14 protein-coding genes are annotated in these 13550 nt (G+C 36.5%); all 14 read right to left on the bottom strand.

What is annotated here, in order from left to right:
* Window positions 1-114: 114 nt before the first annotated feature.
* The 14 genes from JFU54_RS23830 to aroC all read right to left on the bottom strand — a co-directional run bounded on the left by JFU54_RS23830 (window position 115) and on the right by aroC (window position 13259).
* Window positions 115-795: a zinc metallopeptidase gene (locus JFU54_RS23830; protein WP_002086606.1), complete on the bottom strand. Its 681-nt coding sequence runs from the start codon at window positions 793-795 to the stop codon at window positions 115-117.
* Window positions 796-900: 105 nt separating this feature from the next.
* Window positions 901-1686: a sporulation protein YpjB gene (ypjB, locus tag JFU54_RS23825; protein WP_002141040.1), complete on the bottom strand. Its 786-nt coding sequence runs from the start codon at window positions 1684-1686 to the stop codon at window positions 901-903.
* A gap of 107 nt (window positions 1687-1793) precedes the next feature.
* Entirely contained in the window at window positions 1794-2480 is a 687-nt protein-coding gene (gene lit / locus JFU54_RS23820) for a lipoprotein intramolecular transacylase Lit (protein WP_002030775.1), read from the bottom strand.
* Between the two features lie 25 nt (window positions 2481-2505).
* Window positions 2506-3096 (bottom strand): lipoprotein heptaprenylglyceryl N-acetyltransferase LhaT, encoded by a 591-nt coding sequence (gene lhaT, locus JFU54_RS23815; protein ID WP_002086612.1) that lies wholly within the window; start codon window positions 3094-3096, stop codon window positions 2506-2508.
* 512 nt (window positions 3097-3608) lie between these two features.
* The gene (qcrC, locus tag JFU54_RS23805; RefSeq protein ID WP_002011836.1) at window positions 3609-4376 is read right to left on the bottom strand and encodes a menaquinol-cytochrome c reductase cytochrome b/c subunit; all 768 of its coding nucleotides are present in this window, start codon (window positions 4374-4376) and stop codon (window positions 3609-3611) included.
* Between the two features lie 43 nt (window positions 4377-4419).
* Complete coding sequence (gene qcrB, locus JFU54_RS23800; RefSeq protein ID WP_000932700.1) at window positions 4420-5094, bottom strand: menaquinol-cytochrome c reductase cytochrome b subunit; 675 nt, start codon at window positions 5092-5094, stop codon at window positions 4420-4422.
* Window positions 5095-5607: a menaquinol-cytochrome c reductase iron-sulfur subunit gene (gene qcrA / locus JFU54_RS23795; protein WP_002030772.1), complete on the bottom strand. Its 513-nt coding sequence runs from the start codon at window positions 5605-5607 to the stop codon at window positions 5095-5097.
* A 144-nt stretch (window positions 5608-5751) separates the two neighbouring features.
* The gene (locus JFU54_RS23790) at window positions 5752-6207 is read right to left on the bottom strand and encodes a YpiF family protein (protein ID WP_002030770.1); all 456 of its coding nucleotides are present in this window, start codon (window positions 6205-6207) and stop codon (window positions 5752-5754) included.
* A 153-nt stretch (window positions 6208-6360) separates the two neighbouring features.
* Window positions 6361-6897 carry a ReoY family proteolytic degradation factor gene (locus JFU54_RS23785; RefSeq protein WP_002086615.1) on the bottom strand — a complete coding sequence of 179 codons (537 nt, stop codon included), beginning with the start codon at window positions 6895-6897 and terminating at the stop codon, window positions 6361-6363.
* Window positions 6898-6970: 73 nt separating this feature from the next.
* A complete protein-coding gene (locus tag JFU54_RS23780; protein WP_002086616.1) occupies window positions 6971-8233 on the bottom strand; it encodes a tetratricopeptide repeat protein in 1263 nt (420 codons plus the stop codon).
* A 107-nt stretch (window positions 8234-8340) separates the two neighbouring features.
* Window positions 8341-9615 (bottom strand): 3-phosphoshikimate 1-carboxyvinyltransferase, encoded by a 1275-nt coding sequence (gene aroA / locus JFU54_RS23775; RefSeq protein WP_061688848.1) that lies wholly within the window; start codon window positions 9613-9615, stop codon window positions 8341-8343.
* A 157-nt stretch (window positions 9616-9772) separates the two neighbouring features.
* Entirely contained in the window at window positions 9773-10885 is a 1113-nt protein-coding gene (gene hisC / locus JFU54_RS23770; RefSeq protein ID WP_002141034.1) for a histidinol-phosphate transaminase, read from the bottom strand.
* A 116-nt stretch (window positions 10886-11001) separates the two neighbouring features.
* Window positions 11002-12087: a 3-dehydroquinate synthase gene (gene aroB, locus JFU54_RS23765; RefSeq protein ID WP_061675130.1), complete on the bottom strand. Its 1086-nt coding sequence runs from the start codon at window positions 12085-12087 to the stop codon at window positions 11002-11004.
* Window positions 12087-13259, bottom strand: a complete 1173-nt coding sequence (gene aroC, locus JFU54_RS23760) for a chorismate synthase (RefSeq protein WP_002141032.1) — start codon at window positions 13257-13259, stop codon at window positions 12087-12089. Before aroC ends, aroB begins: the two co-directional genes overlap by 1 nt.
* Between the last annotated feature and the right edge of the window lie 291 nt (window positions 13260-13550).

Below are 13550 nucleotides of genomic sequence, written 5' to 3'. Positions count from 1 at the left end.
CTTATCTTTATTTTAACTAGTTCTATACCCCATATTCTCTCTATTATTTCCATTTGTAACATATTATAAGATTCAATCCACAAAACAAAAAAAGACTATCAAAATTGATAGTCTTTAATCGTCGCTACGCTGCATACCAGTATAAATTAATACGAGACGTAATAATTCAAATACTGCTACAGCAGCTGCTGCTACATATGTTAATGCTGCCGCATTTAATACTTTACGAGCTTGACCGTACTCATCTGTTGATACGATACCAAGTGCTTCAATTTGTTGCATTGCGCGTTTTGATGCATCAAACTCAACTGGTAATGTAACAAGTTGGAAAATAACACCTGCTGCCATTAAAATAATTCCTAGTAACAACAAACCAGACATTTGTGCAAATACACCAATTAGGACAAAAACCCATGACATGTTTGAACCAAAATTAGCAACTGGCACTAACGAATGGCGTACACGCATAAAGTTATAATCTTTCGCATCTTGAATTGCGTGTCCTACTTCATGTGCTGCTACAGCTGTACCAGCAACTGAATGACCATAATAGTTATCTGTCGATAATCTAACCGTCTTTACACGCGGGTCATAATGATCTGACAAATGACCTGGCGTTTCTTCTACGGCTACATTGTACAATCCATTTTCATCTAAAATTTTTCGAGCCACTTCCGCTCCTGTCATACCTGATGTTGAATAAACTTGTGAATACTTGCTATAGGCACTACGTACTTTTGACTGTGCATACAACGGTATGATCAAAATGATCGCGAAGTAAATTAAATAAAACATCATAAACCTCCATTGAAGTTTTAATTATAGTACTTCTCATTCTATTTTTTTCTTCCACCGTTGTCAATAAATAAACCTTACAATCCGTATCTTTATTTATGCGTATTATCTATCTTTAGAATGCAAGTTGCTTCTCCGCTTCTCTCTCTCCCCTTTATACTTTCTCCATCCAACATACGTTAAAGTGAACAAAATAAGTCCTCCAGTAATTGTCATAAACCAAATGAGAGAGGGAGCAATCTCATCTTTTTTTACTGTATGAAATATTTTTTGTAAATCACCTTTAATAATCCCTAGTTGCATTTGTCCACCTTTCGTTTTTAACATAACGTTACGAAATTCATCCAAATAAGATAAATGTGCATTTACACGCTGCGCTTCGTTTTCTGGCAGAGCAATCATTAAACTAGGATAAATAATATTAAATTCATTTAAAAATGTATTTAGCGTCTGTTGGAACTGTCCATCATCTTCTTTTTCCATCGCCTTTTCTACTTGAGAAAAGGCATTCATTATCTTTCTTTCTCTTTCCATCCAAAGTGGCTGATATTTAGATACTTGTGCATCAACAGCAAGTTGTAACGCTAACATATTATCCACTTTAACTTGCCTATCTGAATCTTCCGCGAGAGATTGTTTCGCCTTATCGTATGCTAAAGAAACGACTCTAATTTGTCCCGGAGTTACTTTTGAATTATTTTCATTCTCCTTTGATAGAAATTGCTCTGAGAAATGGTACAGTACTTGTATTGCCTTTTCATCTTCTTTTTTCTTCACTAACTGCAAAGAGTCATCTAGCAATCCAGTTAGTTCACTCCACTCTTCAGCATATATACGTACTGGAAACATTATAATTAGAAATGCTATCAGTCCAATTAATGTTCTCTTCATCCCGGTCCCCCCTATAACTACTAGTACAAAATATGTGGAATTGGACAAGAATAGAACAGAACAAAACCAAAAAATATATTATCTCTATGAAAACAAAAAAATTCTCTTTAAACAGAGAATTTTTTCTTTGAAACCCTTTTCTTTTTCACTAAATATTTATACACACCGTAACAAAGCATGCTACCACCTAAAATCAATAATAAAATAATACATGCAGCATGCATAAAGAATTCTTCCGGTAACATTAAAATAACCGGATCTGTTTCAATATCAAACATCCAATAATCATTGCTAAATAAAAGCTTATGAAATAATACGAAACTCTTTTCAAAATTAATAGCAATTGGTAACGTAAGAGCTATTGGAAAAATAATTGTAAGAATCGCTCCGTGAAGTAAAAACTTTTCCTTTTTCTTTTTTAATAAATACGCTCCTCCTAATACAGCAATTACAATCGTTCCATACATTATATATTGAATCTTGACTACAATATTTTTAACATCTACAAAATGAATGCGTCCATTTGTGGACATATCTAATGTCGGCAATTGTAATGCACCTTCATAAAACGGCGATAAATATGTAATAAGCACATCATAGTTTCTCTTAATTTCATCTTTCGTCATATCCGCTAAATCTGGAATATTTAAAAAATCAATTTCAAAATAATACAACCATTTTCCATATATAACTACCGTTGTCGCGAGAGCGAAAACAGAAAATGCTATGCTATAGGAAACTACTAAAGTGATCAATCGATCCAATATGTTTATACCGCTCTTATTTTTCTTCATTTTCTCCCCCTAAATGTTCTCACCATCATAAAGAAAACTGTTTTCGGTTCTCACGTAAGCAATAATAATATGTAATACACAGTACAGCAATACTTAACCAAAACGTAAAATAACCAATTTTCTCTACAAATAAATGCATAATCCCATATCTCGGCATTTGCCAAAATAAATAATCAATTGCATCATTATGTAATGTCCATATGCCAGCTACAGTGAAGTGCCATTTTTTTATCCGATAAAACGGAGCATATAACATTCCCTGCACTGCCATCGCAAAATGAGATAACATTAACATATATCCCATAAGGCCAATAGGGCCTTTTACATAAATCATAATTGCATTTACAACAACAGCCCAAACACCATATTTTATTAAAGTAACTATCGCTAGCGCTTCTATTAACCCCCAGTTCTTCTTCATCAAGAAAGCAATTAAAACAAAGACAAAAAAGAGAGTCGCCATAGGGCTATCTGGTACAAACGGCCAAAATATAGGTGAGGTTTCTTTTAATTGATTTCCATACCATATGAATCCGTAAATTGTACCTAATATGTTAACAACCAATAAAAATAATAGTACCGAACGTTGCCTTAACATTGCATACAAGTAAGCCAATCTGTATGTCCAACACCTTTCAAACAAAGTAATTCTTTCATCGAACTCTACTCTATTATATAGCAAACTTTCCGTCATCGTAGAGTAGAAAACTGAAACAGATTAAATTTTCTTTAGGGATGGCTTTGCTATCCCTTTTCTGTTTCAGCTTCCCCTCATCAAACCGTACGTGAGGTTTTCCCTCATACGGCTTTCCGACGCTCTTCCTTCTTTAGCTTTCAGTTTGTTCTAGCTTCCTACTTTCACGAGTGTGTATGTTATTTTCTTCATCAAGTCCTTGATACGACCATGTTTCTTTCGAACATTTCTTTTCTTATTCCAAAAAAGGTTAAGCCGTTCTAAGACGTACCAATCTATTTTACCGAGCCACTTCTGTCCAATTGAAGATAGGCTATAATAATTTTTGAATCCTTGTAGAATTCTATTTAAACCTTTCACCATCAAACAGTGCCCAGCTAAGCTGGGCACGCAAAATAAAAAGCTGACTACAGATTTTGTAGTCAGCTTTTCTATTATTTTTTATTATACTTTGCAACGAATTCCGAAAGCTTTTTCAGTTCCTCATCTGTACCTTTAAATACACCTTTAGGCATTGAGCCTTTTCCATCTTTCGCAATTTTAGCGATTTCTTCTGGTTTTAAAGTTAAGTTTTGTAAAGCCGGTGCTGCCGCTCCGCCCTGTAAATTGTCACCATGACATGTTAAACAAGTATTTTTTTGCATCAACTTGTAGCCGTCATCATTTTTATCAACTGGTGCTGTTTTTACAATTGCTCCTTGTTTTTTTGCAGCTTCCCAATCGTGGTGTGCTACAGATTCCCAAGTTAAAAAAATAATCGATGCAATTGCTAAAAGCATAAACCCCGTTGCTACAGGACGCTTCAATGGTGCTCTTTCTGGGCCTCGATCTAGAAACGGAGCTAATAGTAACGCTCCAAACGCAATCCCCGGCATAATAAACGCACCAATTACAGTAAATGAGCCTGAAGCATACGAATACTTTAATAACTGATACAAGAATAAGAAATACCAATCTGGAAGTGGTATATATCCTGCATCTGTAGGATCCGCCATTCTCTCAAGCGGTGACGGATGCGCCACTGTTAAACATAAATAACCGACTAAAAAAACTGCACCAACCATCCATTCTTTTAACAAGAAATTCGGCCAAAACGCTTCTGTTTTCCCTGGATATTCAGAATAATCTTTTGGAATATTTGGTTTCCGGGCTACTGGTACCCGAGAATCTCCTACAAACTTCATCCCTTTGCCGCGATGCATAATCTCCCTCCTTTTGTTCTTTCCCCTTTAATTTAGCAATCTCTTATAGCGGACCGGAAATACCTTGTTTGCGAATCATGATGAAGTGGAAGGCCATTAAACCTAGAAGTGCTGCTGGTAAGAAGAAGACGTGAATAGCAAAGAAGCGAGTTAATGTTTGAGCGCCAACGATTTCGGAATGACCAGCGAGTAATGTTTTAATATAAGGACCAATGAGCGGCGTTTGCTCTGCAATTTGAATCCCTACTTTCGTAGCAAATAACGCTTTCATATCCCACGGTAATAAATATCCGGTAAAACCAAGACCTAACATAACAAAGAAAATAAGAACACCAACAATCCAGTTTAACTCACGAGGCTTTTTATACGCACCTTGGAAGAAAACTCTGAGTGTATGTAAAAACATCATTACAATTACGAGACTAGCACCCCAGTGATGCATACCACGAACAATTTGCCCGTAAGCTACTTCATTTTGTAAATAATAAACCGACTCCCAAGCATTTTTAATATCCGGCACATAATACATCGTCAAAAACATTCCGGACAAAATTTGAATTACTGTAACGAAAAAGGTAAGTCCTCCAAAGCAATAGACGAATGCAGAAAAGTGATGTGCCGGGTTAACATGCTCAGGTACTTCATGATCAGCGATATCACGCCATATCGGTGTAATATCTAAACGTTCGTCCACCCAATCATAAATTTTATTTAACATCTACTTTGCACCCCCTCTTGGCTTCGCTTTTCCTAAATACAGCGTTCCATCTTTCACTTTAGACTCGTACACATCAAGCGGAGCAAGAGGCGGTGTGCCTTTAATGTTCATCCCATCTTTTGTATAACGTCCCCCGTGACATGGGCAAAAGAATTGATTAGGATGTGCTTTGTCCGAATTCCAGTTCACTGTGCAACCTAAATGTTTACACACTGGAGAAAATGCAACAATGTCTCCGCTTTCATCTTTATGCACCCAAGCAGATTTTGGCTCTTCAGACTTGTACCATCCGTCAACCTGCTTCACCTTAAAATCGAAGCGCTTCGGCTCTGTTGTAATATCCTTTACTTGTCCAACAGCAACCATATCTGTTCCCACTTCTTTTCTTAACACCGGATCAAGCGCAAACCTCGTCATCGGCATTAAAATACCCGCCGCCATAAAGCCTCCTACCCCTGTAAGTGTGTAATTTAAAAACTGTCTTCTTGACACACGATGTTCTTTCTCGCTCACGAAAATTTCCCCCCTCTATCAGAAATTGTCCCCTCGTGAAAAAATTATATAAAAAATAAAAACTAGGACACTATCATGATATAATACCCTCTTGCATAGGTCAATATCATACTACTCATAATAATAAGAACTTTCTGTTTATTATTATTTTATCCATCTTTCTTCCAACATTTCCATAATATTTTTTATGTGTGCACGAATAACTTCCCTTTTCGCTTGGTCACTAAATTGCTCTAATGATAACGATGGAAACCAAAATAAATCACCCTGCACATCTCTCATATCTTCTTTCCATGAAAAGTCACTTGTCACATAGGCAATATGCTTAAAACCTTGCCTTTTTAAATGATCTGTCCATTCTTGCAAACGGTCTTTTTCATTCTTTTGGCTCTCTACCAAATACGTAAATGCGGGCAGTAAAAGCACTCTTCCTTTATACTCCCTTTCCAACTCCATACTCAAAGCCTCAATAAATTCACCTTGCTCTACAACCATTTTCATCTCTTTTGCTGCCGAAATAGACAAAAGGGGTATAATCCCTGTATCTACATACTCCCTCGCTTGCTCAAACTGTTCTACATCTTTTACAATCCATTTCACCTTTTCTCCCCTCCTCCATTCGAAATAACAGAACTTTCACTTTATATATATTAAACCATACTAAAAGAGGTAAAAAAAGAAAAACTACCTATTATTAAGTAGTTTTTCTTAAAAAGTCTGAATTTCGTAAAGATTACATAATCAAAATGAATTCTATAAAATTTTCAACTCTGCTGTTAACCTATGAAATGCTTCCTTATCTTGCTTATCCAAAGCTTCATCAATTTGTTTCAAAAGACGTTCTCTTCTAAATGAGAATACACTTTCTTCTAAAAATCGTTCTGCAAGCAATCGATCTTTTTCATTCACTTCAATATGCTTTGGCAAATATGGGTTTTCTTCTAATACAGCTACATAGTTTGCATTTTGGAACGATGATTTAAAATTAAGCTGAATATAAATATCCTCATCTCGATTCAAACGAATATCATGAAACGATTTTTCTGCATCTGTTGTCATTACATTTTGTTTAAAAAAATGAAACGGTGTGTCTTTCACACAATTTGCTGACATTACTAAGCCACGCGGACAATATTTTGCATGTTCTACGAAGTGGACTTTATGCATTAATTGATCGTGACTCATTAAATAATTCAAAATCCATACACATTCACGCTGTTTCAGTTGGTAATTATTCAAAAACCATTTTACAAAATCCTTCTTCTCGTTTACAGAAACAGGGGTATTCATAGCGATTAAGTCCCTCCTCTGTCTTTCTCTTTTCTTTTTAGATTCAAGAAGCGGCATTCAGTTTCCTTCCAACTTATGAAAAATCCTCTAAATTATATAACAATTCTTCAATATGAATTTGTGTCGGGTCTAGTTGTATTAACTGCGTAAATACTTCTTTCGCCTCTTTTCGCATTCCTTCTTCTAATAAGAAATAACCGTACTCTTCCAAGAAATCTGGATGATTCTTAAAAGAAGTATATGCACTTTCATAGTGTTTTAATGCATCCGAATACATTTCTAATTGTTTTTTTGCAAATGCAAGATCCCAAAGTAGTTGTGTATCTGGTTCTCCACTGTCAATTGCACGCTCTACAACTGCAATTAGCTCTTCGTATTTCTCTTGTTCTTTTAAAATATACGCATATTTTAATATCGCACCTAAATGTCCCGGATCTAGCTCCAGTGCTTTTTGAAGCACTTCTTCTGCCTCCGCTATTTTACCTAATTTCGCCGCAATATTCGCTAATTCTACATAGAAAGGAACAGACAGCTCATCTACTTTAATTCCTTCTTGAAGTGTTTCATAGCTTTCTTGAAGCATGCCTTCTTTTTCATAGCTTTTCGCTAAATACATGTATAACGATGCGTATTCAGGATCTAATTCTTTTAATTCTTGCCAAGCACCAATTGCTCTTTGATATTCTTCTCCTTGGTATAATGTGAAGGCATATCCAAATAATGAGTGAATATCTTTTTGCTCTTCTAACCCCGCTTCATAGTAAGAGATTGCCTCTTCCCAGTTTCCAATAGCACTTAAAGTTTCTGCTAGACGAAGCGCAATGACAACACCACCCATAACTTTATGTTCTGCTAGTAACGATTCATAATAAGTGATCGCCTTTTGCTCTTCACCTTTACTACTATATAATTCTGCTAACCCAAACGTAATAACAGGTTCGTCTGGCATCATTTCTTTCGCCTTTAATAGTTTTTGTTCTGCTACATCATCAAAACCTTGCATTTGGAATAAATCCGCTACAAGTAATAACGATTGAACATATAAATCATCGTTTTCTGGAATATCATGAAGCACTTCAATCGCTTCATCTTCTTTATCTAAATCAATATATAATTCTGCTAAAAATACCGTAAATTCACTTTCTTCCGGATATAGCAAGCGTAAGTCTTCAGTAATTGCTAACGCCTCATCCATAAACCCAAGTGTATGATAGTAACGAGCGATATCATACTTCTCTTCATCATTAGCAACTCGTAGTTGTTCTTTTAATAATTGTAATCCTTTTTCTGCTTCACCGTTTTCAATATAAGAAACAGCCTGTTCAAACTTTTGCATAAACGTCTCCTTTAATTCAAAAAATATTCTCTTCTGTTCATTTATCATAAGCAACTAGGTGTAAGAACGCAACCTTTTGAGTGAGCTACCTCTTCCTATACTTTCTCTCATAGCGCAGCTAATTGTTCGAAAAATTCCGGATACGATACAGCGACCGCATCACTATTCTCTATTTTCACTTCTCCATCTATAATACACGATGCGATTGCAAGCATCATCCCAATACGATGATCGCCATGACTATTAACAGTATTTCCTTTTAAACTTTGTTTACCATATATAATCATACCATCTGGTGTAGCTTCAATCTTCGCACCTAATTTGCCTAATTCATCTACAACCGTATCGATACGATTTGTTTCTTTTACTTTTAACTCCTCAGCGTTTTTAATAACAGTAATTCCTTCTGCCTGCGTTGCCAATAAAGCAATTATAGGAATTTCATCAATTAATCTTGGAATAAGAGTTCCACCAATTTCTATTCCTTTTAGTTTAGATGTTTCAATCGTAATATCCCCGCACGGTTCAAACTCTTCATTTCTAATATGATCGATAGAAATAAGTGCACCCATCTTTGTTAATACATCTAAAACCCCTGTTCTCGTCGGATTTAAACCAACGTTTTCCAATACAAGCTTACTATTTTGGACAATTGCACCAGCTACTAAGAAAAACGCCGCCGAAGAAATATCTCCTGGAACTTCTATGTCTGCACCTTTAAGTTGTTGTCCACCTTGTAATGAAACAGTCCGTCCATTAACATCTACGGTACAACCGAATGCACGCAGCATTCTTTCCGTATGATCACGAGATTGCATAGGCTCTGTTACCGTAGTAATCCCTTCCCCTTGCAAACCCGCAAGTAAAACTGCTGACTTCACTTGTGCGCTTGCTACTGGTGAATGGTAATGCATCCCTTTTACCTTACCACCGCGAATAGATAAAGGTGTATATTGTCCGTTTTCTCTACCATCAATTTGAGCATTCATCTTACTAAGCGGGTCTGTAACACGTTTCATAGGACGTTTTCCAATTGATGCATCACCAATTATCGTACTATGGAACGGCGTATTTGCTAAAATCCCAAGCATAAGACGAATAGTCGTCCCTGAATTCCCCACATCTAATACTTCTTTCGGTTCTTGTAAATTATGTAATCCTTTACCGTAAATCGTGACATCGTTACCAAACTGTTCAATCTGGACACCTAGTTTTTGAAAACATGCAATTGTACTTAAACAATCTTCTCCTAATAAAAAATTTGATACTTTCGTCGTCCCTTCCGCTATCGCTCCAAACATAACAGAGCGATGCGAAATAGATTTATCTCCTGGAACAACAATTTTCCCATTCAAACTATTTTTTCGTCCTACTAGTTTCAAACTGTATCCTCCTCACATTTTAAATAAGTTATATGTACAATAGTTCTTCTTATACGTCTACTTCTATTGTAACGTTTTCTTTCTTGAACGTGCAAACAACTCCCCTTATTGCAGTTCAAATGAAAAAGGCTCCTGTAACAGGAGCCTCCACCATTTCTTAAGAATACGTTTCTTCTTTCTTCACTTGTTCTTTTACAAGTTCCGTAAGTAATTCAATAATCTCATCATTTTCTTCTTTTAATCCAACAGTAATACGAATACCATCATGCATACCAAATGCTGCACCAGAACGAACGATATATCCTTTTTTCATTAATCGTTCGAAAGCTTCATTACCAGGTATACCAAGTTTCAAGAAAATAAAATTCGTTTGAGATGGATAGTAGAATACGTTATATTCCTTACAAAATGCATAATATTGATTTAATCCTCCGGCATTTTTCTTCACACACTCTTGTAAAAACTGTTGATCCTCTATTGCCGCTAATGCTACCGCTTGGGCGATAGTTGATGTGTTAAATGGTAGTCTTGCTACCTCTAGCTGCCCAATAAGCTTTGCATCACCAATCGCATATCCAATACGAAAAGCAGCTAATCCATATGCTTTTGAGAATGTGCGTAACACCATAAGATTTTCGTACTTTTCAAGAAGAGGTAATGTTTGCGGATAATCTTCTGCCCCAGCATATTCATAATATGCTTCGTCCATAATAACGAGCGCTGACTTTGGAACTGATTCTAAAAATGAAAGTAATTTTTGTTTTTCTACATATGTACCTGTCGGATTATTCGGATTACAAATCCATACAATCTTCGTTTTCTCATCTACTTGTTGTAACATTGCATCTAAATTGTGAATGCCATCTTTAAGTGGTACTTCACGAACTTCTGCTCCTTCAATAACAGCATGGTGATGGTATTGCGAGAACGTAGGGTTCGCCATTACAACATTTGTTCCATTATGTAGCAAAGCACGACTAATCATTTGAATGACTTCATCTAGCCCACTACCAAATAAAAGCTGTTCCGCTTTTACACCTAAATGCTCTGCTACTTTCTCACGAAGCTCAAATGCCGCCCCGTCCGGATAGAGTGCATATTGATTAGCTAACGAAGTTAATGCTTCTGTCACACGCGCAGAGCAGCCAAACGGATTTTCATTCGATGCTAACTTTACAATTTTTGACAATCCGTATTCTCTTTTTACTTCCTCAATATTTTTCCCAGGTACATATGCTCTCAAAGTTAACAATTGCTCTTTTACTCTCACTTTTCTTCCCCCAGTCATTGATATGATTTATAATGTCTTACTGTCATCTTTAATCATAACCGTCACCATTACGAGAATACCTTTAAATATGCATTTCATACCTGTTCTATGACTTTTTACACCATATCCTTTTGAAATGCTTCTAACGCAATATGAACAGTCTCATCTGAAATAGATACGACATTCACTCCCCCATATTCCTGCATAAGCACCATATGAATTGTTCCAGCATTTGCTTTTTTATCTTGTTTCATCAACTGAACGAGACGTTCTACATTCAAGTCACTTGGCATTTTTGGATAACCGTATTTCAAGAACCACTGCTTTATTTCTTTATAAGAAAGATCAACTTTGTACACTTGCTCACTTAAAAACATAGCAAATAGCATGCCAACCGCTACTCCATCACCGTGAGTAATATTCCCATATCCTAACTCTTTTTCAAGAGCATGTCCTAACGTATGCCCAAAATTCAAATGGGCACGTACACCTTTTTCTGTTTCGTCTTGCGACACAATATTCGCTTTCACAGGAATCGCCTTCGTTAATATATGAATTAACTTTTCATCACGAAGATCCGTTAACGTTTGCACTTCTTCTTTTAACCAATGATATAGCTCTACATCACCAATAAGAGCATGCTTTATCACTTCTGCATAACCTGATCGCCACTCTTTTTCAGGAAGTGAATGTAAAAATGGCGTATGATATACAACAGCTTCTGGCTGATGAAACGCTCCAATCATATTTTTTCCTAGTGGATGGTTAATTGCTACTTTCCCGCCTACTGCGCTATCGTGAGCTAATAAAGTCGTTGGAACTTGGACAAAGCGAATACCACGCATAAACGACGCGGCAACAAATCCAGCCAAATCTCCAATCATTCCGCCTCCAAGTGCGATGATTAAAGAATTTCTATCTAATTTATTTTCAAGAGCCGAAGTGTGAGCCTCATAGAAATTTTCAAAAGACTTCTCTTTTTCGCCACTCGGTACAACAAATGAAAATACTTTTTGCTCTACTTGCAATGCATCAACAACTGTCTGTAAATGCAGTGATGCAACAGCTTCATCAGAAATGATCATTATGTTAGATACTGCAGGATTCATTTTTTGAATAAGCGTTGTTAAGTGTGACAACGCCTCCCTTCCAACATGTACATCATATTCTTTTGATTTCGTTTGAATATGTATGTTCTCCATTAAAATCCCCTCGCATATTCATTATGTTTCTCAATATTTTCACGTATAAGATCGATACGATCTAATCCAAATTGTTCAATTAAAGCTGTTGCGAGCTCCCAAGCCACAACAGCTTCAGCCACAACGCTAGCTGCTGGCACTGCACAACTATCTGAACGTTCAATACTCGCTGTAAAAGGTTCTTTCGTATCAATATCAACACTTTGAAGCGGTTTATATAATGTCGGTATCGGTTTCATAACACCGCGCACAACAACCGGCATACCAGTTGTCATGCCACCTTCTAATCCACCTGCATTGTTCGTTTTTCTTCTGTACCCTTGCGCTTCATCCCAAAGGATTTCATCATGCACTTCACTTCCAGGTCTATGTGCTGCTTCAAAACCAATTCCAATTTCAACACCTTTAAAAGCGTTAATACTCATAATTGCCGCTGCTAATTTTGCATCTAATTTTCTATCATAATGTACATAGCTACCTACTCCAATTGGCATTCCTTCTACAACTACTTCAACAATACCACCGATAGAATCACCATTTGCCTTCGCATCATCAATTGCTTGCATCATCTTTTTACCGGCCTCTTCATCTAAACAACGTACAGGAGATGCTTCTGTAGTACTTTGTAATTCCACAATAGAGTTATATTTAATATTTGCTGCCTGTACACCACCAATCTCGATAACATGTCCCGCTACTTGTATACCTAATTCCGCTAATATTTTTTTTGCAACTGCACCAGCTGCAACACGAACTGTCGTTTCACGTGCTGAAGAACGCTCTAATACATTCCTCATATCTCTATGACCATATTTAATCGCACCATTTAAATCTGCGTGTCCAGGTCTAGGTTTCGTAACTTGCCTTTTCATTTCTTTCTCTTCCTGCTCAGTTAACGGCTCTGCACCCATAACCTTTGTCCAATGTGTAAAATCACGATTTTCAACAACAAGTGCAATCGGTGACCCCATCGTCTTCCCATGCCTAACACCACTTACAATTTGCACTTGGTCTTTCTCAATTTGCATGCGTCTACCGCGTCCATATCCTTTTTGTCTTCTAGCTAATTCTTCATTTATATCATTCGCTACTAAAGATACCCCTGCCGGAACACCTTCTAAAATTGTCGTAAGTTGCGGACCGTGGGATTCACCAGCTGTAATATATCGCATACGTTATTCCTCTTTTCGCATATGTATTTATCCCGCTACATAAAGCAGCTATATTATCTTCCATCACTCTTTAAAATACAAAGAAATTATATAGTAAATCGAATGTTTGCTTTCCCTACTTGTAATTGTTCGATTATTTTCATAATAGTAAACCTTTTACTTTACATACCAATATATCATAACAGCCCTAACTTCGTAACTGATCGAAATAAAAAAAGTGCAAGAAGAATACCCCTATTCTTCTCACACTTTTTACTATTATCACAGTTATTAAAGCGTTTACAAATTATT

It is taken from the genome of Bacillus sp. TH19 (assembly GCF_016651075.1).
GTDB classification, from domain to species: domain Bacteria; phylum Bacillota; class Bacilli; order Bacillales; family Bacillaceae_G; genus Bacillus_A; species Bacillus_A mycoides.
This window is presented reverse-complemented; position numbering and strand designations above follow the sequence as displayed.

Bases quoted from the DNA above. Each gene is read 5' to 3' on its own strand.
- JFU54_RS23830 (WP_002086606.1), bottom strand. From the start codon at position 795: ATGTTTTATTTAATTTACTTCGCGATCATTTTGATCATACCGTTGTAT.
- ypjB (WP_002141040.1), bottom strand. From the start codon at position 1,686: ATGAAGAGAACATTAATTGGACTGATAGCATTTCTAATTATAATGTTT.
- lit (WP_002030775.1), bottom strand. From the start codon at position 2,480: ATGAAGAAAAATAAGAGCGGTATAAACATATTGGATCGATTGATCACT.
- qcrC (WP_002011836.1), bottom strand. From the start codon at position 4,376: ATGCATCGCGGCAAAGGGATGAAGTTTGTAGGAGATTCTCGGGTACCA.
- qcrB (WP_000932700.1), bottom strand. From the start codon at position 5,094: ATGTTAAATAAAATTTATGATTGGGTGGACGAACGTTTAGATATTACA.
- JFU54_RS23785 (WP_002086615.1), bottom strand. From the start codon at position 6,897: ATGAATACCCCTGTTTCTGTAAACGAGAAGAAGGATTTTGTAAAATGG.
- JFU54_RS23780 (WP_002086616.1), bottom strand. From the start codon at position 8,233: ATGCAAAAGTTTGAACAGGCTGTTTCTTATATTGAAAACGGTGAAGCA.
- aroB (WP_061675130.1), bottom strand. From the start codon at position 12,087: ATGGAGAACATACATATTCAAACGAAATCAAAAGAATATGATGTACAT.
- aroC (WP_002141032.1), bottom strand. From the start codon at position 13,259: ATGCGATATATTACAGCTGGTGAATCCCACGGTCCGCAACTTACGACA.